General features: G+C 45.6%; 35 protein-coding genes. 5 read left to right on the forward strand and 30 right to left on the reverse strand.

Features of this window, described 5'->3' with window-relative positions; all coding sequences use genetic code 11:
- Nucleotides 1-3: 3 nt before the first annotated feature.
- The gene (locus OCU35_RS11915; protein ID WP_102446192.1) at nt 4-498 is read left to right on the forward strand and encodes a DUF3299 domain-containing protein; all 495 of its coding nucleotides are present in this window, start codon (nt 4-6) and stop codon (nt 496-498) included.
- Nucleotides 499-549: 51 nt separating this feature from the next.
- On the opposite strand, the gene cobA is transcribed toward OCU35_RS11915, so the two are convergent.
- Nucleotides 550-1,386 (reverse strand): uroporphyrinogen-III C-methyltransferase, encoded by an 837-nt coding sequence (gene cobA, locus OCU35_RS11920; RefSeq protein ID WP_261825412.1) that lies wholly within the window; start codon nt 1,384-1,386, stop codon nt 550-552.
- Nucleotides 1,387-1,575: 189 nt separating this feature from the next.
- On the opposite strand from cobA, the gene OCU35_RS11925 reads away from it, so the two are divergent.
- Entirely contained in the window at nt 1,576-2,028 is a 453-nt protein-coding gene (locus OCU35_RS11925; protein WP_261825413.1) for a GNAT family N-acetyltransferase, read from the forward strand.
- Nucleotides 2,029-2,035: 7 nt separating this feature from the next.
- Here OCU35_RS11925 and OCU35_RS11930 read toward each other — a convergent pair whose 3' ends face one another.
- A complete protein-coding gene (locus tag OCU35_RS11930; RefSeq protein WP_017029074.1) occupies nt 2,036-2,623 on the reverse strand; it encodes a LysM-like peptidoglycan-binding domain-containing protein in 588 nt (195 codons plus the stop codon).
- Nucleotides 2,624-2,904: 281 nt separating this feature from the next.
- Between OCU35_RS11930 and OCU35_RS11935 the strand changes: the two genes are divergently transcribed.
- The 3 genes from OCU35_RS11935 to OCU35_RS11945 all read left to right on the forward strand — a co-directional run bounded on the left by OCU35_RS11935 (nt 2,905) and on the right by OCU35_RS11945 (nt 5,572).
- Nucleotides 2,905-3,525, forward strand: coding sequence for an FKBP-type peptidyl-prolyl cis-trans isomerase (locus tag OCU35_RS11935; protein WP_017029075.1), 621 nt, complete (start codon nt 2,905-2,907; stop codon nt 3,523-3,525).
- A gap of 151 nt (nt 3,526-3,676) precedes the next feature.
- A complete protein-coding gene (locus OCU35_RS11940) occupies nt 3,677-4,945 on the forward strand; it encodes an O-acetylhomoserine aminocarboxypropyltransferase/cysteine synthase family protein (protein WP_261825414.1) in 1,269 nt (422 codons plus the stop codon).
- A gap of 132 nt (nt 4,946-5,077) precedes the next feature.
- Complete coding sequence (locus tag OCU35_RS11945) at nt 5,078-5,572, forward strand: DUF2780 domain-containing protein (RefSeq protein WP_261825415.1); 495 nt, start codon at nt 5,078-5,080, stop codon at nt 5,570-5,572.
- Nucleotides 5,573-5,718: 146 nt separating this feature from the next.
- On the opposite strand, the gene rplQ is transcribed toward OCU35_RS11945, so the two are convergent.
- The 28 genes from rplQ to rpsJ form a co-directional block, all read right to left on the reverse strand.
- Nucleotides 5,719-6,099 (reverse strand): 50S ribosomal protein L17, encoded by a 381-nt coding sequence (gene rplQ, locus OCU35_RS11950; RefSeq protein WP_017029078.1) that lies wholly within the window; start codon nt 6,097-6,099, stop codon nt 5,719-5,721.
- 26 nt (nt 6,100-6,125) lie between these two features.
- Nucleotides 6,126-7,118 carry a DNA-directed RNA polymerase subunit alpha gene (locus tag OCU35_RS11955; RefSeq protein WP_017029079.1) on the reverse strand — a complete coding sequence of 331 codons (993 nt, stop codon included), beginning with the start codon at nt 7,116-7,118 and terminating at the stop codon, nt 6,126-6,128.
- A 24-nt stretch (nt 7,119-7,142) separates the two neighbouring features.
- Nucleotides 7,143-7,763, reverse strand: a complete 621-nt coding sequence (gene rpsD, locus OCU35_RS11960; RefSeq protein WP_017029080.1) for a 30S ribosomal protein S4 — start codon at nt 7,761-7,763, stop codon at nt 7,143-7,145.
- Nucleotides 7,764-7,794: 31 nt separating this feature from the next.
- Nucleotides 7,795-8,184 carry a 30S ribosomal protein S11 gene (rpsK, locus tag OCU35_RS11965; protein WP_004398450.1) on the reverse strand — a complete coding sequence of 130 codons (390 nt, stop codon included), beginning with the start codon at nt 8,182-8,184 and terminating at the stop codon, nt 7,795-7,797.
- A gap of 21 nt (nt 8,185-8,205) precedes the next feature.
- Nucleotides 8,206-8,562, reverse strand: coding sequence for a 30S ribosomal protein S13 (gene rpsM, locus OCU35_RS11970; protein WP_017029081.1), 357 nt, complete (start codon nt 8,560-8,562; stop codon nt 8,206-8,208).
- A 147-nt stretch (nt 8,563-8,709) separates the two neighbouring features.
- Entirely contained in the window at nt 8,710-8,823 is a 114-nt protein-coding gene (gene rpmJ, locus OCU35_RS11975; protein WP_000868186.1) for a 50S ribosomal protein L36, read from the reverse strand.
- A 39-nt stretch (nt 8,824-8,862) separates the two neighbouring features.
- A complete protein-coding gene (secY, locus tag OCU35_RS11980; RefSeq protein ID WP_017029082.1) occupies nt 8,863-10,197 on the reverse strand; it encodes a preprotein translocase subunit SecY in 1,335 nt (444 codons plus the stop codon).
- A 20-nt stretch (nt 10,198-10,217) separates the two neighbouring features.
- Nucleotides 10,218-10,652, reverse strand: coding sequence for a 50S ribosomal protein L15 (rplO, locus tag OCU35_RS11985; RefSeq protein ID WP_017029083.1), 435 nt, complete (start codon nt 10,650-10,652; stop codon nt 10,218-10,220).
- Nucleotides 10,653-10,658: 6 nt separating this feature from the next.
- Complete coding sequence (rpmD, locus tag OCU35_RS11990; RefSeq protein WP_017029085.1) at nt 10,659-10,835, reverse strand: 50S ribosomal protein L30; 177 nt, start codon at nt 10,833-10,835, stop codon at nt 10,659-10,661.
- Nucleotides 10,836-10,840: 5 nt separating this feature from the next.
- On the reverse strand, nt 10,841-11,341 hold the full coding sequence (gene rpsE, locus OCU35_RS11995; RefSeq protein WP_017029086.1) for a 30S ribosomal protein S5: 501 nt from the start codon (nt 11,339-11,341) through the stop codon (nt 10,841-10,843).
- Nucleotides 11,342-11,355: 14 nt separating this feature from the next.
- On the reverse strand, nt 11,356-11,709 hold the full coding sequence (rplR, locus tag OCU35_RS12000) for a 50S ribosomal protein L18 (RefSeq protein WP_017029087.1): 354 nt from the start codon (nt 11,707-11,709) through the stop codon (nt 11,356-11,358).
- A 9-nt stretch (nt 11,710-11,718) separates the two neighbouring features.
- Nucleotides 11,719-12,252, reverse strand: coding sequence for a 50S ribosomal protein L6 (rplF, locus tag OCU35_RS12005; protein ID WP_017029088.1), 534 nt, complete (start codon nt 12,250-12,252; stop codon nt 11,719-11,721).
- A 10-nt stretch (nt 12,253-12,262) separates the two neighbouring features.
- The gene (rpsH, locus tag OCU35_RS12010) at nt 12,263-12,655 is read right to left on the reverse strand and encodes a 30S ribosomal protein S8 (protein WP_017029089.1); all 393 of its coding nucleotides are present in this window, start codon (nt 12,653-12,655) and stop codon (nt 12,263-12,265) included.
- A 29-nt stretch (nt 12,656-12,684) separates the two neighbouring features.
- On the reverse strand, nt 12,685-12,990 hold the full coding sequence (gene rpsN / locus OCU35_RS12015) for a 30S ribosomal protein S14 (protein ID WP_017029090.1): 306 nt from the start codon (nt 12,988-12,990) through the stop codon (nt 12,685-12,687).
- Nucleotides 12,991-13,007: 17 nt separating this feature from the next.
- Entirely contained in the window at nt 13,008-13,547 is a 540-nt protein-coding gene (gene rplE, locus OCU35_RS12020; RefSeq protein WP_017029091.1) for a 50S ribosomal protein L5, read from the reverse strand.
- Nucleotides 13,548-13,571: 24 nt separating this feature from the next.
- Nucleotides 13,572-13,889 (reverse strand): 50S ribosomal protein L24, encoded by a 318-nt coding sequence (gene rplX / locus OCU35_RS12025; RefSeq protein WP_017029092.1) that lies wholly within the window; start codon nt 13,887-13,889, stop codon nt 13,572-13,574.
- A gap of 11 nt (nt 13,890-13,900) precedes the next feature.
- Nucleotides 13,901-14,272 carry a 50S ribosomal protein L14 gene (gene rplN / locus OCU35_RS12030; RefSeq protein ID WP_017029093.1) on the reverse strand — a complete coding sequence of 124 codons (372 nt, stop codon included), beginning with the start codon at nt 14,270-14,272 and terminating at the stop codon, nt 13,901-13,903.
- Nucleotides 14,273-14,436: 164 nt separating this feature from the next.
- Complete coding sequence (gene rpsQ / locus OCU35_RS12035) at nt 14,437-14,691, reverse strand: 30S ribosomal protein S17 (RefSeq protein WP_017242791.1); 255 nt, start codon at nt 14,689-14,691, stop codon at nt 14,437-14,439.
- Nucleotides 14,691-14,882 (reverse strand): 50S ribosomal protein L29, encoded by a 192-nt coding sequence (rpmC, locus tag OCU35_RS12040; RefSeq protein ID WP_017029095.1) that lies wholly within the window; start codon nt 14,880-14,882, stop codon nt 14,691-14,693. Before rpmC ends, rpsQ begins: the two co-directional genes overlap by 1 nt.
- A complete protein-coding gene (rplP, locus tag OCU35_RS12045) occupies nt 14,882-15,292 on the reverse strand; it encodes a 50S ribosomal protein L16 (protein ID WP_017029096.1) in 411 nt (136 codons plus the stop codon). Before rplP ends, rpmC begins: the two co-directional genes overlap by 1 nt.
- An 11-nt stretch (nt 15,293-15,303) precedes the next feature.
- Nucleotides 15,304-16,002, reverse strand: a complete 699-nt coding sequence (gene rpsC, locus OCU35_RS12050) for a 30S ribosomal protein S3 (RefSeq protein WP_017029097.1) — start codon at nt 16,000-16,002, stop codon at nt 15,304-15,306.
- Between the two features lie 16 nt (nt 16,003-16,018).
- A complete protein-coding gene (gene rplV, locus OCU35_RS12055; RefSeq protein ID WP_017029098.1) occupies nt 16,019-16,351 on the reverse strand; it encodes a 50S ribosomal protein L22 in 333 nt (110 codons plus the stop codon).
- Between the two features lie 10 nt (nt 16,352-16,361).
- A complete protein-coding gene (gene rpsS, locus OCU35_RS12060) occupies nt 16,362-16,640 on the reverse strand; it encodes a 30S ribosomal protein S19 (RefSeq protein WP_017029099.1) in 279 nt (92 codons plus the stop codon).
- A gap of 19 nt (nt 16,641-16,659) precedes the next feature.
- The gene (gene rplB, locus OCU35_RS12065; RefSeq protein WP_017029100.1) at nt 16,660-17,484 is read right to left on the reverse strand and encodes a 50S ribosomal protein L2; all 825 of its coding nucleotides are present in this window, start codon (nt 17,482-17,484) and stop codon (nt 16,660-16,662) included.
- A gap of 15 nt (nt 17,485-17,499) precedes the next feature.
- On the reverse strand, nt 17,500-17,802 hold the full coding sequence (rplW, locus tag OCU35_RS12070; protein ID WP_017029101.1) for a 50S ribosomal protein L23: 303 nt from the start codon (nt 17,800-17,802) through the stop codon (nt 17,500-17,502).
- On the reverse strand, nt 17,799-18,401 hold the full coding sequence (rplD, locus tag OCU35_RS12075) for a 50S ribosomal protein L4 (RefSeq protein WP_017029102.1): 603 nt from the start codon (nt 18,399-18,401) through the stop codon (nt 17,799-17,801). The genes rplW and rplD overlap by 4 nt, the downstream gene beginning before the upstream one ends.
- Before the next feature lie 16 nt (nt 18,402-18,417).
- Nucleotides 18,418-19,047, reverse strand: a complete 630-nt coding sequence (gene rplC / locus OCU35_RS12080; RefSeq protein WP_017242792.1) for a 50S ribosomal protein L3 — start codon at nt 19,045-19,047, stop codon at nt 18,418-18,420.
- Nucleotides 19,048-19,061: 14 nt separating this feature from the next.
- Nucleotides 19,062-19,373, reverse strand: a complete 312-nt coding sequence (gene rpsJ / locus OCU35_RS12085; RefSeq protein ID WP_004736761.1) for a 30S ribosomal protein S10 — start codon at nt 19,371-19,373, stop codon at nt 19,062-19,064.
- Nucleotides 19,374-19,844 lie beyond the last annotated feature (471 nt).

Here is a 19,844-nt window from a genome sequence, read left to right on the forward strand (position 1 = left end):
GTTATGAGAAAAATAGCCCTATGGCTTGCTACTGCAGCGCTAGCAATGTTTAACATTGCAGCCCATGCTGAACCACTTCAGCTGAACTGGATTGATCTGGTTCCTGAAAGTGAGCGCGCTCAATTTGATATTCAGGGAATGCCATCTGCCTCAAATCACGACGGGACTAATGCAGAAGCGCAATCTATGGTGGGTTCGGTGCGTACAGAACTTGATGGTAGCCAAGTCAAGATTCCGGGATTTGTAATCCCACTGGAAGGTGATGCAAATCAGGTGACTGAGTTTCTGCTCGTTCCTTACTTTGGTGCTTGTATTCACGTACCACCACCACCGCCAAACCAAATCATCTACGTGAAGTTCCCAAGTGGGGCTCCTGTACAAGAGTTATGGGACGTGGTGTATGTAGTGGGTGAGTTAAAAGCGCAAACTATAGAGCACGAGTTAGCTCAAACGGGGTACCTTCTTAATGGTGTCTCATTAGAGGCTTACGAAGATTAATTCTTCTAACCCATTTTAAGGGCCTGAGTCGTTACTACTCAGGCCTTTTTATTATACATAGGCCAACTCTTGGCTGTGCTCACTGTCTTTATTAAACCACTCTAATTTCTTCCCTAGAGCAACCACCTCTCCTATCACAATAAGCGCTGGCGATGCGGCCTGTGTAGACAGCTCACTTAACTCTGAAAGCTTGCCATAGATGACCTTCTGCGAAGACTGTGTACCACGCTCAATAATCGCGATTGGGGTATCTTCTGCCCTGCCATGTTGCTGAAGCTGCTTTTCAATAAAACCAGACTTCATTAACCCCATGTAGATGACTAGGGTTTGGTTCTTTCTCGCTAAAGTAGACCAATCAACACTCGAGTCTTCATCTTTGAGGTGGCCTGTGACAAATAGAGCTGACTGCGCGTAATCTCTATGTGTAAGAGGGATGCCTGCATAAGCGGTGGCGCCAGAGGCGGCAGTAATGCCTGGCACCACTTGAAAACTCACACCATTATCGACCAAGATCTCAAGCTCCTCTGCACCTCGGCCAAAGACAAAGGGATCGCCGCCTTTAATCCTCACAACGCGATAGCCTTGTTTGGCAAAGTCGACCAGCAGTTGATTGGTTTTATGTTGTGGAACACTGTGAGCGCCGGCTCGCTTACCCACACAAACAAGAATAGCGTCGCTAGAAACTAACGACATGATCTCATCTGATACGAGATAGTCGTACAGGATAACTTCAGCCTGTCTCAGCATATTGAGCGCTTTGATCGTTAATAGTTCAGGGTCACCAGGACCTGCTCCAACTAATGCAACTTCCCCTTTTCTAAGGGCGGTATAAGGCAATTTAGAGTCAATCGCCGAGCGCGGGGTAAGAGGAACAACTGTGTCGAGCATACTAACATCCTGTTAATGAGATTACGCTTGATTATGCAGCGTTCAATTTATAACTGGAAATTCTATATTTTTATCTGTTATTACTTAATTGACTTAAAAATAGACATAGCGACTCTATCTCAAATCGCTGATGAGTTGTGATAACCTATTGGGAATGGCCACACTTTTAGTAAATGGGTACTTACTTACATGATTGAATGGAAACTGCTTTCGTTTGACGAAATAGACAACCGACTTCTCTACCAAGTATTAAAGCTTCGTGTCGATGTCTTTGTTGTCGAGCAAGAGTGTGCTTACCCAGAGCTAGACAGCAAAGACTTACTTGATGGGGTTAAGCATCTCATCGGTCTCATTGACGAGCGTGTGGTTGCTGGTGCTCGCCTCATACCTGCTGGATTATCTTACCCGGCAACTAGCATAGGTAGAGTGGTAGTTTGTCCATCAGTGAGAGAGTTAAAGCTTGGGCACAGCTTGATGGAGAAGGCGGTAGCAGAGTGTCTGTACCTGTGGCCCAGTCAAGCCATTGAGATTGGCGCTCAAGCGCATTTAGAGCAGTTTTATAAAAGACATGGTTTTGAGGCTTTTTCAGCCCCTTATCTTGAGGATGGCATTCCGCATATAGATATGCGAAGAAAAGCGTAGTAAGTAGTTACTTACTACGACCGAATCCACCATCTGACAATCTGAAGAACATCACTGAATCACCAGAACGCTCAAGCTGAAGAATGTCTAGGCGACCTTCTGCATCTCGCTTGAATCGTACAAGCTGTCCCTGCTTAATCTGACTGAGGGGTTTATCAATGCCCTCAATCTTTGCCAAGGCATTCAAATCGGTCATGGCAAGGCTGTTTTCACGAAACACATTGGCTAAGGTGTCGCCTGCTTTCACCTCATACTCGATCCATTGCTCTTTAACTGGTTCTTCACCTGCCACGGCAACGCTTGTTGTGGTCGTGGTTGCGCTGACTGATTGCTCACTCAAACCACGAGTGTTAATGGGTACTGATACCCTCTCGTTGATGGGCGTGCCAGCTTCAATCCCTGAAGTGATCTTGGGGGTTGGCATAAAAACAAGGATCAAGGTAACAGGTACTATGATCATCAACGCCCTGCGATGTAATTTCGGTAACGAAGTCACTCCACCTTTAATCTTTGAAGGCAGTGCTTTCCACTCTATTTGGTTCCACGTGTCTAATAATACTTCTGTGTGTCTCTTAGAGCGGGTACGTCGATTCATCCCATATCACTCCGACTTATCCATTTCTATCAGGATATAAAAAAAACCGCTCAATGAACACACCCGACTCTCTCTATGAAACAGAATTGAACGAAATTTAACTGAAATTGGGAGCTACTCCAGTGTTGGCTGACTTGCTTTTTACAAACTTGGTGGCCAAAAGATCAAGAGACCCTGAAATATTTATATAAAATTTGACCCGCATTTATAGGAGCAATTTTCAACGCAGGTCAGAACTGGTATGCTTGCGCCTTTATATCAAAAAACTGAGAGTGACAATTATGTCTGAAGTTCAATTCGAAACTGTAGAGCAAAAAGCAAGCTACGGTATCGGTCTACAAATGGGTCAGCAACTTGCTGGCAGCGGTCTTGAAGGCCTTAACGTTGACGCTATCGCTGCAGGTATCGCAACAGCTCTAACTGGCGGCATGCCAGCAATCGAAGTTGACGAGATCAACAACGCACTTCAAGAGCTTCACACTCGTGTTGAATCTGCACGTGCAGAGCAAGCTAAAGTAGCAGCTGCAGACGGTGAAGCGTTCCTTACAGACAACGCTCTTCGTTCTGAAGTAACGGTTCTTGAGTCTGGTCTTCAATACGAAGTACTGACTGAAGGTACTGGTGAAGTTCCAACTTCTGACGCACAAGTACGTGTTCACTACCACGGTGAGCTAACTGACGGTACTGTATTCGACAGCTCTGTATCTCGCGGTCAACCTGCTGAGTTCCCAGTAACTGGCGTTATCAAAGGTTGGGTTGAAGCTCTTCAACTAATGCCTGTTGGTTCTAAGTGGAAGCTATACATTCCTCAAGATCTTGCATACGGTGAGCGTGGCGCTGGCGCTGCAATCCCTCCGTTTGCTGCACTAGTATTTGAAGTAGAACTACTGGCTATCCTGTAATTCTTACAAACACTATGTTTAGAAAGGCTTTTCTCTAGGGAAAAGCCTTTTTTTATGCAAACTCTATATTCAAAAACGCGACACAGCCCCTCTTGTCGAACCCCATCAAAACATGGCATCTTATTTCTTCCACAAGGATAGGAATAAGCAGATGAAAGACGAAACTCTAGCGATCCATCATGGATACGAAACCGACCCAACCACTAAATCTTGTGCTACCCCGATTTATCAAACCGTAGCCTATGAATTCGATGATGCTCAGCATGGTGCTGATCTCTTTGATCTAGCCGTTCCGGGTAATATCTATACCCGAATCATGAACCCAACTAATGATGTATTAGAAAAGCGCATGGCGGCACTAGAAGGCGGTATCGCAGGTCTTGCGGTGAGTGCGGGAAGCTCTGCAATACATTACGCAGTGCTCACATTGGCACAAGCAGGCGATAACATAGTTTCGACGCCACAGTTGTACGGTGGCACCTATACCCTGTTTGCCCACATGTTCCCAAGCTTAGGTATTGAGGTCAGATTCGCAGCAGATGATAAGCCAGAAACCCTAGCGGCGCTAATAGACGACAAAACCAAAGCCGTTTACTGTGAGTCCATTGGTAATCCTGCAGGTAACATCGCCGATCTTGAAGCCATCTCCACGCTAGCACACCAGCAAGGTGTTCCTGTCATCGTAGACAATACGGTCGCGACTCCTGCAATATGCAAACCGATCGAGCATGGCGCCGATATCGTAGTTCATTCATTGACGAAATACGTAGGTGGTCACGGCACGACTTTGGGCGGTATGATCATCGACTCAGGTAAGTTCCCTTGGGCGCAACACAAGGACAGATTCCCAGTATTCAACCAACCAGAGCCTTCTTACCACGGCGTGGTGTATGCAGAAGCCTTTGGTGAAGCGGCATTTATTGGCCGTGCTCGTACGGTTCCACTACGAAATACGGGGTCGGCTTTGTCTCCTATGAATGCCTTCATGTTAATGCAGGGTCTCGAGACACTCTCATTGCGCATGGAGCGTCATTGCGAGAACGCTATTAAGGTTGCAAACTACCTACAACAGCATCCAAAAGTCAGCTGGGTGAGTTACGCAGGACTTGTCGATTCAGAGTTTTACGCTCTATCTCAGAAATACATGCAGGGTAAGCCATCCAGTATCCTTTCATTTGGCTTGAAAGATGGTTACGAGGCAGGAGTTAAGTTCTATGACGCTTTGCAGATCTTCAAGCGCTTAGTTAACATCGGTGATGCGAAGTCCCTTGCTTGTCACCCTGCATCGACAACACACCGTCAGCTGACGGAGGTTGAACAAAAAAATGCAGGTGTAAGTCCAGAGATGATTCGTTTATCGGTTGGTATCGAGCACATTGACGATATCCTCGCTGACCTAGAGCAAGCATTAAACCAGTAATCTCATTTCGAGTCATACAAGAAAAACGGCGTACTAAGCGCCGTTTTTTATTGCCAATTCATTCAAGCAAACTCAGCAAAGCGTTCATTCTTTTCCTAGACTTAAGAAACCTAAAATAAAGAGGAATACGGAATGAAGGGATTAGCTGTATCTACCTTAATTGGTGCCTTGGTTTTAAGTACACCAAGTTATGCTTTGTTTGGACTATTTGGTTCAGATGATGATGAAGAGAAACAACCAGATATGTCTGCGCTTACTTCCCAGATAGGCGAACAGCTTAATACAGCGCAAAGTACACCCCTCGCAGATCTACTTTCTAGTGAGCTGGATGTTACTCCAACCCAAGCGGCAGGTGGTGCGGGTGCTTTACTGTCTTTGGCTCAAACACAATTATCGGATGAGAATTCCAGTGAACTAAGCTCTTTAATTCCAGGGCTAAACAGTTTTACCGGTTCAACCGGTTTGACGTCGATGATTACCGATATGGATTCAGTGAAGAGGACCTTTGAAGGGTTGGGAATCGATCCGGTTTTGGTATCGCAATTTGCACCCATTATCATACAGTACCTGACCTCAGAGGGCGCAAGTAGTGGGTTATTAGGTTCTTTAACGAGTTTGTGGGGATAGAGGCTATCTAACATAAGCCTTGTCGCTAAGACTATATGAATGGGCTATTCGACTATAGTCAGGGCAAGCTAACAAGGTATTCATTCTCAAATTGCAGACACAAAAAAGCCGGGCAGATGCCCGGCTTTTCAGTTCTAACTGAACTATTACTCAGCAGCTTCTTCAGCAGCTGGGCGATCTACAAGCTCAATGTAAGCCATTGGAGCTTTATCACCAGCACGGAAGCCAGCTTTTAGGATACGTGTGTAACCACCCTGACGGGTAGCAAAACGTGGACCTAGTTCGTTAAATAGTTTTGCCACAACTTCGTTATCACGAGTGCGAGCAAATGCTAGACGACGGTTAGCAACACTGTCAGTCTTAGCTAATGTAATCAAAGGCTCAACTACGCGACGTAGCTCTTTTGCTTTTGGCAATGTAGTCTTGATAACTTCATGACGTACAAGAGAGCTAGCCATATTGCTGAACATCGCTTTGCGATGTGAGCTGTTGCGGTTGAGTTGACGACCACTCTTACGATGGCGCATGACCTAATCCTTCTAACTAATATTGATTAATCTTCAGCGATTGACGCTGGTGGCCAGTTTTCTAGGCGCATACCTAGAGACAAGCCGCGAGAAGCAAGCACATCCTTAATCTCAGTAAGTGATTTCTTACCAAGGTTAGGGGTTTTAAGAAGCTCCACTTCAGTACGCTGAACAAGATCACCAATGTAGTGAATCGCTTCTGCTTTTAGACAGTTGGCAGAGCGAACTGTTAGCTCAAGATCGTCTACAGGACGAAGTAGGATAGGATCGAACTCCGGCTTCTCTTCTTCTTTCTCTGGAACTCGTACATCACGAAGATCTACGAACGCATCCAATTGTTCAGCAAGAATAGTTGCTGCACGACGGATAGCTTCTTCCGGTTCAAGAGTGCCGTTCGTTTCCATATCGATAACAAGCTTATCCAAATCAGTACGTTGCTCTACACGTGCTGCTTCTACAGAGTAGGCAATTTTGTCTACTGGGCTGTATGTAGCATCAACAAGTAGGCGACCGATTGGGCGCTCATCTTCTTCAGTATGGATGCGAGCTGAAGCTGGAACATAACCACGACCACGTTCAACTTTGATACGCATAGCGATCTCAGCGTTGTCATCCGTTAGGTGACAAATAACGTGCTCAGGGTTAGCGATCTCTACATCACCATCATGGGTGATGTCACCTGCAACCACAGGGCCTGAGCCTGATTTGTTCAGTGTAATAAACACTTCATCTTTGCCTTCCGCTACGCGTACAGCCAAACCTTTAAGGTTTAGTAGGATCTCAAGAATGTCTTCTTGAACGCCTTCTTTAGTGCTGTATTCGTGTAGCACACCTTCAATCTCTACTTCTGTTACGGCACAACCCGGCATAGAAGATAGAAGAATACGGCGAAGTGCATTACCAAGAGTATGGCCGAAACCACGCTCTAATGGCTCAAGAGTTACTTTTGCGTGTGTCGTGTTAATCTGTTCGATATCAACGAGACGTGGCTTAAGAAATTCTGTTACAGAACCCTGCATTGTGTCCTCTCTTTAGTTTAAACCTTACTTAGAGTAAAGTTCGACGATCAGGTGTTCGTTGATGTCAGCAGACAGATCAGAACGTTCTGGTAAACGCTTGAACGTGCCTTCCATTTTGCTGCCATCTACTTCAATCCAAGTTGACTTTTCGCGTTGTTCAGCAACTTCTAGAGCCGCCTTAATGCGAGATTGCTGTTTAGCTTTCTCACGAATAGAAACAACGTCATTTGCCGCTACTTTGAATGAAGGAACGTTTACAACTTTACCGTTAACTAAGATAGCTTTGTGGCTAACTAGCTGACGTGCTTCTGCGCGAGTTGCGCCAAAGCCCATGCGGTAAACTACGTTATCAAGACGACCTTCAAGAAGCTGAAGCAGGTTTTCACCTGTGTTGCCTTTAAGGCGTGCAGCTTCTTTGTAGTAGTTACGGAATTGTTTTTCTAGAACGCCGTATGTACGACGAACTTTTTGCTTCTCACGAAGCTGAACGCCATATTCAGATAGACGACCGCGACGAGCGCCGTGTACACCTGGTGCGTTATCAATTTTACACTTGGTATCGATCGCACGGACACCAGACTTAAGGAATAAGTCAGTACCTTCGCGACGGCTAAGCTTCAGCTTAGGACCCAAATATCTAGCCATGTTCTTTCTCCAATATTCCTAGAAACGAAACTTAAACGCGACGTTTCTTAGGTGGACGACAACCGTTATGAGGGATCGGAGTTGCATCAACGATGTTAGTGATGCGGTATCCAGCTGCGTTTAGTGCACGGATAGTTGACTCACGACCAGGACCAGGGCCCTTAACCATAACTTCCAAGTTCTTTAGGCCATATTCTTTAGCCATTTCGCCAGCGCGCTCTGCTGCAACCTGAGCTGCGAACGGAGTTGACTTACGAGAACCACGGAAACCTGAACCACCTGCAGTAGCCCAAGCTAGTGCGTTACCTTGACGGTCAGTGATGGTTACGATTGTGTTGTTGAAAGAAGCATGAATGTGCGCTACGCCATCAGCTACTTGCTTGCGAACGCGTTTACGTGCGCGAGTTGGTTGTTTTGCCATTGTACTCTCTACCTTATCCGATTATTTTTTGATCGGCTTGCGCGGACCCTTACGGGTGCGAGCGTTGGTTTTAGTACGCTGTCCACGTAGTGGTAGACTGCGACGATGACGAAGACCGCGGTAACAGCCAAGGTCCATAAGACGCTTGATGTTCATCGATACTTCACGACGTAGATCACCTTCTACAGTGTATTTAGCTACACCATCACGCAGTTGATCGATCTGCTCTTCAGTTAGTTCACTGATCTTAGCATTTTCAGCAATACCCACTTCAGCTAGGATAGCTTGAGAACGGGTTTTACCAATACCGTAGATTGCAGTTAATGCAATTACAGAATGCTTATGATCAGGAATGTTAATGCCTGCTATACGGGCCACTATTCACTCCTAGTACTTATGTAAAGAATTATCCGCAGCAAAGCCCGTCGAGGATACGCTGCGGCATACTACTTCTTTTGCACGCAAAAGGTAGGCCGAGGAATATACTCGAACCTACCCTGTTTTTCAAGTAAAAAATTCTGCTAATTAGCCTTGGCGCTGTTTGTGCTTTGGCTCACTGCAGATTACACGCACAACACCGTTGCGCTTGATAACCTTACAGTTACGGCAGATTTTTTTAACGGAAGCACGAACTTTCATTGCTAAACTCCGTAAATGAAATCTGGAACTAAGACCGAATTAACGGCCGTAGCCCTTCAGATTTGCTTTCTTCAACACAGAATCATACTGTTGTGACATCAGATGAGTCTGTACCTGTGCCATGAAATCCATGATTACAACAACTACGATTAGTAGTGATGTGCCGCCAAAGTAGAAACGTACGTTCCACATGACCATCATGAACTCGGGAATCAGACAGATAAAGGTAATATATAGAGCACCCGCTAGGGTTAGTCTAGTCATTACTTTATCGATGTATCTTGCTGTCTGCTCTCCTGGGCGGATGCCGGGTACGAAAGCACCAGACTTCTTCAAATTATCTGCTGTTTCACGCGGGTTGAAAACCAACGCCGTGTAGAAGAAGCAGAAAAAGATGATTGCTGATGCATAAAGCATTACGTACAGAGGCTGACCCGGGCTTAATGCAAGTGAAACATCAGTTAACCAACCGAATGTTGCACTCTCGCCGTTCTGACCGAACCACTGTGCTAATGTTCCTGGGAACAAAATAATACTTGATGCAAATATCGCAGGGATAACACCAGCCATGTTTATTTTCAATGGCAAGTGAGAACTCTGCGCTGCAAATACCTTACGACCTTGTTGACGCTTGGCGTAGTTAACGACGATACGACGCTGACCACGTTCCATGAATACAACAAAGTAGATAACAGCAAATGCTAAAACTGCAATCAACAATAGAAGAAGTACGTGCAATTCACCTTGACGCGCCTGCTCAATTGTCGAACCAATTGCCGAAGGCAATCCTGCAACAATACCTGCAAAGATGATTAACGATATACCGTTACCAATTCCGCGCTCTGTAATTTGTTCACCTAACCACATTAAGAACATGGTACCGGTTACTAAACTCACGGTTGCAATCAGGGTGAACATGGTTTGGTTGATAACAACCAGATTGTCGACCATGTTCGGTAAGCCTGTTGCTATACCGATAGCTTGGAATGTTGCAAGTACAAGCGTGCCATAACGTGTGTACTGACTGATCTTACGACGGCCAGCTTCACCCTCTTTTTTAAGCTCGGCTAGAGCGGGATGAACCACAGTTAGCAATTGGACCACAATCGATGCCGAAATATACGGCATGATACCAAGGGCCAAGATAGATGCACGCTCAAGTGCACCACCGGAGAACATGTTAAACATTTCAACGATGGTGCCCTGCTGCTGTTCTAACAGTTGGGCAAGTACAGCCGCGTCAATACCAGGGATCGGCACAAAAGAACCCGCACGAAACACTAACAACGCGCCTAATACGAATAGAAGGCGTGTTTTCAGTTCCGCTACGCCACTTTTTGCACTACTAAAATCTTGTCCTGGTTTTTTAGCCATCTGTACCTTTCCCTCGAAGATTATTCTTCGATTTTACCGCCGGCAGCTTCAATAGCAGCTTTAGCGCCTTTAGTTACGCGAAGACCTTTAACAGTCACAGCTTTGTTAATGTCACCAGAAAGAACAACTTTTACAAATTCGATGTTCTTAGTGATTACGTTAGCAGCTTTAAGGCTGTTAAGATCTACAACGTCACCAGTTACTTTCGCTAGCTCAGCTAGACGAACTTCAGCAGTCACTAGGCTCTTACGAGAAGTGAAACCGAACTTAGGTAGACGCTGTTTCAAAGGCATTTGACCGCCTTCAAAACCTGGACGAACACTGCCGCCAGAGCGAGACTTTTGACCTTTATGGCCACGGCCGGCTGTTTTGCCAAGACCAGAACCGATACCACGACCTACGCGCTTCTTAGAAGGCTTAGAACCCGCAGCCGGTGATAGAGTATTCAAACGCATTTCTGATTACTCCTCAACTTTAACCATGTAGTAAACCTTGTTGATCATGCCGCGTACTGCAGGCGTATCTTCAAGTTCTACTGTGTGGTTGATGCGACGAAGGCCAAGACCACGTAAGCACAGTTTGTGCTTAGGTAGACGACCGATTGAGCTTTTAGTTTGAGTTACTTTAATAGTTGCCATGGTGCTTACTCCGAAATATTTTCAACAGTTAGACCACGTTTAGCAGCTATCATCTCTGGAGATTTCATGCCGCTCAAACCATCAATAGTCGCGCGAACTACGTTGATAGGGTTCGTTGAACCGTACGCTTTCGCTAGTACGTTGTGAACACCTACAACTTCAAGTACTGCACGCATCGCACCGCCGGCGATGATACCAGTACCTTCCGCAGCTGGCTGCATGTAAACTTTAGAGCCAGTGTGACGACCTTTCACCGCGTGGTGAAGAGTACCCTCATTAAGCGCGATAGTAACCATGTTACGACGTGCTTTTTCCATTGCTTTTTGAATCGCTGCAGGTACTTCACGAGCTTTGCCGTAACCGAAACCTACGCGACCGTTACCGTCACCAACTACTGTTAGTGCAGTGAAACTAAAGATTCGACCACCTTTAACCGTCTTAGCAACGCGGTTAACGGCGATTAGTTTTTCTGCCAAATCTGAAGCTTGTTGTTGTTCTTTAGCCATCGATCAACCCTACCTTAGAATTTCAGACCAGCTTCGCGAGCAGAATCTGCTAGCGCCGCTACTCGACCGTGGTATTGAAAACCAGAACGATCGAAAGCAACATTTGAAATGCCTTTTTCGATAGCGCGCTCAGCAATAGCTTTACCTACAGCTTTAGCAGCGTCAACGTTACCAGTGCTCTTAACTTGCTCACGGATCGCTTTTTCTACAGTAGAAGCCGCTGCGATAACCTCAGAGCCGTTTGGTGCAATAACCTGTGCATACACATGACGAGGAGTACGGTGTACTACTAGACGGTTCACACGAAGTTCAGCAATCTTACGACGTGCACGTGTAGCACGACGGATGCGAGATGCTTTCTTATCCATAGTGTTACCTTACTTCTTCTTAGCTTCTTTGGTACGCACATATTCATCTGCGTAACGAACACCTTTGCCTTTATAAGGCTCAGGCTCACGGTAAGAACGAATGTCAGCCGCAACCTGACCAACTAGTTGCTTATCAGCACCAGTTAGTACGATTTCAGTTTGGCTAGGACATTCAGCTTTAATACCCGCTGGCACAGCGTGCTCAACTGGGTGAGAGAAACCTAGAGTTAGGTTTACAGCGTTGCCTTTAATAGCAGCACGGTAACCAACACCCTTAAGGATCAGTTTCTTTGTAAAGCCTTCAGTAACACCAACAACCATGTTGTTTACAAGTGCACGAGCAGTACCAGCTTGTGCCCAAGCACCAGCTACACCTTCACGTGGACCGAAAGTTAGGTTGTTATCTTCCTGAGAAACTACTACTGCGTTGTTGAAAACGCGAGAAAGTTCACCCTTAGGGCCTTTCACAGTAACTTCTTGACCGTTAATCTTCACCTCTACTCCAGCTGGAATAGCGACAGGTGCTTTAGCAACACGAGACATATTCTACTCCTTAAGCTACGTAGCAGATGATCTCACCACCAAGACCCGCTTTGCGAGCGGCGCGGTCAGACATAAGACCTTTGGAAGTGGACACTACAGCAATACCCAAACCACCCATCACTGAAGGAAGGCTGTCTTTATTCTTATAGACACGCAGACCTGGACGAGAAACACGTTGGATTTGCTCGATTACTGGTTTTGCTTGGAAGTACTTAAGAGTAACTTCTAGCTCTGGTTTTGCTCCGCTTTCTACAGCGAAGTCTGTGATGTAACCTTCGTTTTTCAGCAAAGTAGCAATTGCAACTTTAAGCTTTGAAGAAGGCATTTTTACAGCAACTTTGTTTGCTGCCTGACCGTTACGAATGCGGGTCAGCATATCCGAAATCGGATCTTGCATGCTCATACGTTATACTCCAAATGATTAAGTGGCACTTACCAGCTAGCCTTACGAAGACCCGGAATCTCGCCTTTCATGCAAGCTTCACGAACCTTAATACGGCTAAGACCGAACTTACGTAGGTAACCGTGTGGACGACCAGTTTGGTTGCAACGGTTACGCTGACGTGATGCACTTGAATCACGTGGAAGAGATTGCAGTTTAAGTACTGCGTCCCAACGCTCTTCTTCAGATGCGTTAACATCACTGATAGTGATTTTTAGCGCACGACGCTTTTCAGCGAATTTTGCTACTAGCTTTGCACGTTTTGTTTCACGTGCCTTCATAGATTGTTTAGCCATAACAGTAACCCTTCACCTTACTTACGGAATGGGAAGTTAAAGGCAGCCAGCAGAGCTCGGCCTTCCTCATCGGTGTTCGAAGAAGTCGTGATAGTAATATCAAGACCACGAACGCGATCAACTTTATCAAAGTCGATTTCCGGGAAGATGATTTGCTCGCGAACGCCCATGCTGTAGTTACCGCGTCCGTCAAAAGACTTAGCGCTAACACCACGGAAGTCACGTACACGTGGTAGAGCGATGTTAATCAAACGCTCAAGGAAATCCCACATACGTTCGCCACGCAAGGTTACTTTACAACCGATTGGGTAGCCTTCACGGATTTTAAAGCCTGCAACAGATTTACGCGCTTTAGTGATAAGTGGCTTTTGACCAGAGATCGTTGCCATATCAGATGCTGCGTTTTCTAGAAGCTTCTTATCATTGATTGCTTCACCCACACCCATGTTAAGGGTGATCTTTTCGATTCTAGGGACTTGCATGACGCTTGTGTAGCTGAACTCTTTGGTCAGTTCAGCGACTACAGACGACTTGTAGTAATCATGCAGTTTCGCCATAGTTCACTCCAAATTACTCTATTCTTAGTTAGAAACGATTTCGTTATTAGACTTGAAGAAACGAACTTTCTTGCCATCTTCGAAACGGAAACCGATACGGTCTGCTTTACCAGTAGCTGCGTTGTAGATTGCAATGTTTGAAGCATCAATTGCTGCTTCTTGCTCTACGATACCACCTTGAACACCCATTGCCGGTACAGGCTTCTGGTGTTTCTTAACAAGGTTGATACCTTCAACGATAACTTTACCGGTTGCTAGAACCTTAGTTACTTTACCTTTCTTGCCTTTATCTTTACCAGCAAGAACGATTACTTCGTCGTTACGACGGATTTTAGCTGCCATTTAAGTGCTCCTTATAGTACTTCTGGAGCCAGTGAAACAATCTTCATGAATTTCGCATTACGAAGTTCACGAGTCACTGGGCCAAAGATACGAGTGCCGACTGGTTGCTCAGTAGTGTCGTTCAACAATACACAAGCATTACGGTCGAAGCGAATGACAGAACCGTCTGGACGACGAACGCCTTTACGGGTGCGAACTACTACCGCCTTCAGAACATCACCTTTTTTTACTTTACCGCGAGGAATTGCTTCCTTCACAGTAACTTTGATGACGTCTCCGATATGTGCATAACGACGGTGTGAGCCACCCAGAACCTTAATACACATTACCTTGCGCGCGCCAGAGTTATCTGCAGCGTCAAGTGTACTTTGCATTTGGATCATTGTTAGTGCTCCGCTAAATATTAAAAACTAGACCCTCTCGGGTCGGGCTGCCTCTTTAAAGGGACGCGAATTGTACCACCCTTTTTTGCAATTGGGTAGACAAAAAATAAGCGGCTTCCAAAAAAACCTGGAAGCCGCTTTAAGTTGTTAAAAATTAACGAAAATTAGATTTTCGCTTTTTCTACAACTTTCACCAAAGTCCAAGACTTAGTCTTAGACAGTGGACGACATTCTTGAACTTCAACAGTATCGCCTAGGCCACACTCGTTGTTTTCATCATGTGCGTGAATCTTAGTCGTGCGCTTTACGAACTTGCCGTAAATTGGGTGTTTAACCATGCGCTCGATAGCAACAACAATAGACTTATCGCCTTTGTCACTAACAACACGACCAAGTGAAGTACGGGTTTTGTCGCTCATTATGCGTCTGCCTTCTCAGTCAATACGGTTTTAACACGTGCGATATCACGACGTACAGCTTTAAGAGTATGTGTTTGCTGTAGTTGACCAGTTGCCGCTTGCATGCGCAAGTTGAACTGTTCACGTAGCAAATTTAATAGCTCAGCGTTAAGCTCTTCAACGCTTTTTTCACGTAGCTCTTGTGCTTTCATTACATCACCTGCTTAGTTACAAATGTTGTTTTGATAGGCAGTTTACGTGCCGCTAGGCGGAACGCTTCACGTGCCAACTCTTCAGGTACGCCATTCATTTCGTACATAACCTTGCCAGGTTGGATTTGAGCAACCCAGTACTCTACGTTACCTTTACCTTTACCTTGACGAACTTCAAGAGGTTTTTCAGTAATCGGTTTGTCTGGGAAAATACGAATCCAGATTTGACCTTGACGCTTAACATGACGTGTCATTGCACGACGTGCCGCTTCGATTTGACGAGCAGTAATACGTCCACGACCAACAGCTTTAAGACCGAATTCGCCGAAGCTTACTTCAGTACCTTTAGCTAGGCCACGGTTACGACCTGTCTGAACCTTACGGAACTTAGTACGTTTAGGTTGTAGCATTAGTCGACTCCTTACTTACGGCCTTTACGCTGCTTCTTAGGCTTGTCAGCCTTTGGCTCTACTGCATTAGCAGCTGGCATACCGCCTAGGATTTCACCTTTGAAGATCCAGACTTTAATGCCGATCACACCGTATTGGGTGTGAGCCGAAGAAGTTGCGTAATCGATGTCAGCACGTAGGGTGTGTAGTGGCACACGGCCTTCACGGTACCATTCAGTACGCGCGATTTCAGCACCGCCAAGACGGCCGCTTACTTCTACTTTGATACCCTTAGCACCTAGACGCATTGCGTTTTGAACTGCGCGCTTCATAGCACGACGGAACATAACACGACGCTCTAGCTGAGAAGCGATGCTATCAGCTACTAGTTGACCATCAAGCTCAGGCTTACGTACTTCAGCGATGTTAATCTGCGCCGGTACACCTGCGATTTTAGCTACAGCTGCGCGTAGCTTCTCAACGTCTTCGCCTTTCTTACCGATCACAACGCCTGGACGAGCAGTGTGAATAGTCACACGAATACTCTTAGCAGGACGCTCGATAACGATACGTGAAAGAGACGCTTTTGAAAGTTCCTTAGTAAGGAACTGACGTACCTTGAAGTCGCCGTCTAGGTTGTCAGCGAAATCTTTGGTGTTAGCAAACCATGTAGCATTCCAAGGCTTGACGATGCCAAGACGAATACCATTAGGATGTACTTTCTGACCCATTGCTTATCTCCTAGTCTTAAGCGTCTGCAACAACAACAGTGATGTGGCAAGAACGCTTCAAGATACGGTCGGCACGGCCTTTAGCACGAGGCATAATACGCTTCATGATAGGACCTTCATCTACGAAGATTTTAGCGACATTTAAATCGTCGATATCTGCACCTTCGTTATGCTCAGCGTTCGCGATTGCTGATTCAAGAACCTTCTTAACTAGTTCAGCAGCTTTTTTGTTGCTGAAAGTTAGGATTTCTAGTGCTTGATCAACATTCTTGCCACGGATTTGATCCGCTACAAGGCGCGCTTTCTGTGGAGAAATACGAGCAAAGTTATGTTTAGCTAAAGCTTCCATCATCTACTCCTTATTTCTTCTTAGCTTTCTTATCTGCAGCATGGCCGCGATAAGTACGAGTTGGTGCGAATTCGCCCAGTTTGTGACCGATCATTTCTTCGGTAACGAATACTGGTACGTGCTGACGACCATTATGGACAGCGATAGTCAAACCAATCATTGTTGGGATGATCATTGAACGGCGAGACCAAGTTTTAATTGGTTTTTTGTCGCTATTCTCTACCGCTTTCTCTACCTTCTTCAGCAAGTGCAGGTCAATAAAAGGACCTTTCTTGAGAGAACGTGGCATGGCGATTCCTCTTTATAGATTACTTATTACGACGACGTACGATGTACTTGTCAGTGCGCTTGTTCTTGCGAGTCTTAAAGCCTTTAGTAGGCTGACCCCAAGGTGATACTGGGTGACGGCCACCAGATGTACGACCTTCACCACCACCGTGTGGGTGGTCTACCGGGTTCATTACTACACCACGTACGGTTGGACGTACGCCGCGCCAGCGTGAAGCACCAGCTTTACCTAGTTCACGTAGCATGTGCTCAGAGTTACCAACTTCACCGATCGTTGCACGACCTTCAGAAAGAACTTTGCGCATCTCGCCAGAACGTAGGCGTACAGTTACATATGCACCATCGCGAGCGATGATTTGTGCGTATGCACCTGCAGAACGAGCAATTTGTGCACCTTTACCAGGCTTAAGCTCAACACAGTGAACAGTTGAACCAACTGGGATGTTGCGCATCGGCAGAGTGTTACCTGCTTTGATTGGCGCATCAACACCAGACTGGACTGTATCACCAGCTGAAATACCTTTAGGTGCGATAATGTAGCGGCGCTCACCGTCTGCGTACAGAACTAGAGCAATGTTTGCGCTACGGTTTGGATCGTATTCTAGACGCTCAACTTTCGCTGGAATGCCATCTTTAGTACGTTTAAAGTCAACTAGACGGTAGTGATGTTTGTGACCACCACCGATGTGACGTACTGTGATACGACCGTTGTTGTTACGACCACCGTTCTTAGAGTTTTTCTCTAGAAGTGGAGCGTATGGCTTACCCTTGTGTAGGTCAGCGTTAACAACTTTAACTACGTGACGACGACCAGGGGAAGTCGGCTTACATTTAACAATAGCCATTCTTAACTACTCCTGTTATTCCGCACCGCCAACGAAGTCAAGATCTTGACCTTCTTTCAAGGTAACGTAAGCTTTTTTCACGTCTGAACGACGGCCTTCACGCATACCTTGACGTTTGGTCTTACCCTTGAGAACAAGAGTATTTACAGACTTAACTTCAACTTCAAATAGCTTTTCTACAGCTGCTTTGATCTCTTTTTTAGTTGCATCTTTTGCTACTTTGAAAACGATAGTGTTCGCTTTCTCTGCAGCCATAGTTGCTTTTTCAGAGATATGTGGAGCACGTAGAACTTTTAGTAGACGCTCTTCAGTGATCATGCCAGCATCTCCTCAACTTGCTTCACTGCTTCAGCAGTAATTAGAACCTTGTCGAACGCAATAAGACTTACTGGATCAATCGCAGCAACGTCACGAGCGTCAACTTTATAAAGGTTACGAGCAGCTAAGAATAGATTTTCATCTACTTCACTAGTTACGATCAGAACATCGTTAAGCTCAAGATCTTTCAGCTTAGCTATTAGCTCTTTAGTTTTTGGTGCTTCTACTGAGAAGTTATCTACAACAACTAGACGTTCTTGACGAACTAGCTCAGAAAGAATGCTTTTCATAGCGCCGCGGTACATTTTCTTGTTAACTTTTTGGCTGTGATCCTGTGGTTTCGCAGCAAAAGTAACACCACCTGAACGCCAGATTGGGCTACGAATAGTACCAGCACGTGCGCGGCCAGTACCTTTCTGACGCCATGGCTTAGCGCCACCGCCAGATACTTCAGAACGAGTCTTTTGAGCACGAGTACCTTGACGAGCACCTGCTGCAAAAGCAACAACTACTTGGTGTACAAGAGCTTCGTTGAAGTCACGTCCGAAAGTAGTCTCGGAAACAGTTAGTGCATCAGCACCTTTAACCATCAATTCCATTACTTACTCCTAGACGTTATGCTTTAACAGCTGGTTTTACGATAACGTTGCCGCCGATTGAGCCTGGTACTGCACCTTTAATAAGAAGCAGATTGCGCTCAGCGTCAACACGTACGATCTCTAGGTTTTGAGTCGTTACACGCTCAGCTCCCATGTGACCAGCCATTTTCTTGCCTTTAAATACGCGACCTGGAGTTTGACATTGGCCAATTGAACCCGGTGCACGGTGAGACAAGGAGTTACCGTGAGTCATATCTTGAGTAGAGAAATTCCAACGCTTGATAGCGCCTTGGAAGCCTTTACCTTTAGATGTACCAGTAACGTCTACTTTTTTAACTTCGTTGAAAAGTTCTACATTTAGCTCAGCGCCAATTTCAAACTCTTCGCCGTTTTCTAAACGGAATTCCCAAAGACCGCGACCTGCTTCAACACCTGCTTTCGCAAAGTGACCAGCTTCGGCTTTATTAACGCGGCTAGCTTTCTTAGCTCCAGCTGTAATTTGGATTGCAGAGTAACCATCAGTATCAAGAGTACGAACTTGTGATACACGGTTATTTTCTACTTCCACTACAGTTACTGGGATAGAAACGCCTTCTTCGGTAAATACGCGGGTCATACCCACTTTACGTCCGACTAGACCAATCATTATTCTAATCTCCCTTAACCTAAGCTGATTTGAACATCAACACCAGCAGCAAGGTCTAGACGCATAAGAGCATCTACAGTCTTGTCAGTTGGTTCTACGATGTCGATCAAACGCTTGTGAGTACGAATTTCGTACTGGTCACGTGCGTCTTTGTTAACGTGTGGGGAAGTTAGAACAGTGAAACGCTCTTTACGAGTAGGTAGTGGAATAGGACCACGAACCTGTGCGCCAGTACGTTTTGCTGTTTCAACGATTTCCGCAGTTGAAGCATCGATTAGTTTATAATCGAAAGCTTTAAGGCGGATACGAATACGTTGGTTCTGCATGAGACAGAGCTCCAATTAATAATTAAATACACAAACAATATCGCCACTCACGCTTAAAAAGATAAGGGAATGCCGATTGATTTATGTGAAACCGTAGCCTCCAAAATCAGGAAGCATTGTCAGTTAATTTTCGATTAACTTGTAGCTTAACGCTATTTATTAATTGTATTAACCGCGAACATAAGCTGAGTATACGTTACCTAGGAAAAACCTAGCCCCTCAGTGCTCATTGGTTCACAAACCGACCTAAGTCAGTGGGAGGCATTATACAGATCGCAGAAGGGTATGCAAGGGGTGAGTGAAAAATAATCGAAGGATCAGCTATAAGCTGGAAGCTTTCAGCTGTCAGAGAGTGGAAGTGAGGGAATCTGATGGCTGAAAGCTTATAGCTGCCAGCTTATAAAATACAAAAAAGGGAAGCCGAAGCTTCCCTTTTCAAATGCGGTTTCTTCCGAGGAAGAGTATCGCAAG

The organism is Vibrio breoganii (assembly GCF_024346795.1).
Lineage (GTDB): Bacteria > Pseudomonadota > Gammaproteobacteria > Enterobacterales > Vibrionaceae > Vibrio > Vibrio breoganii.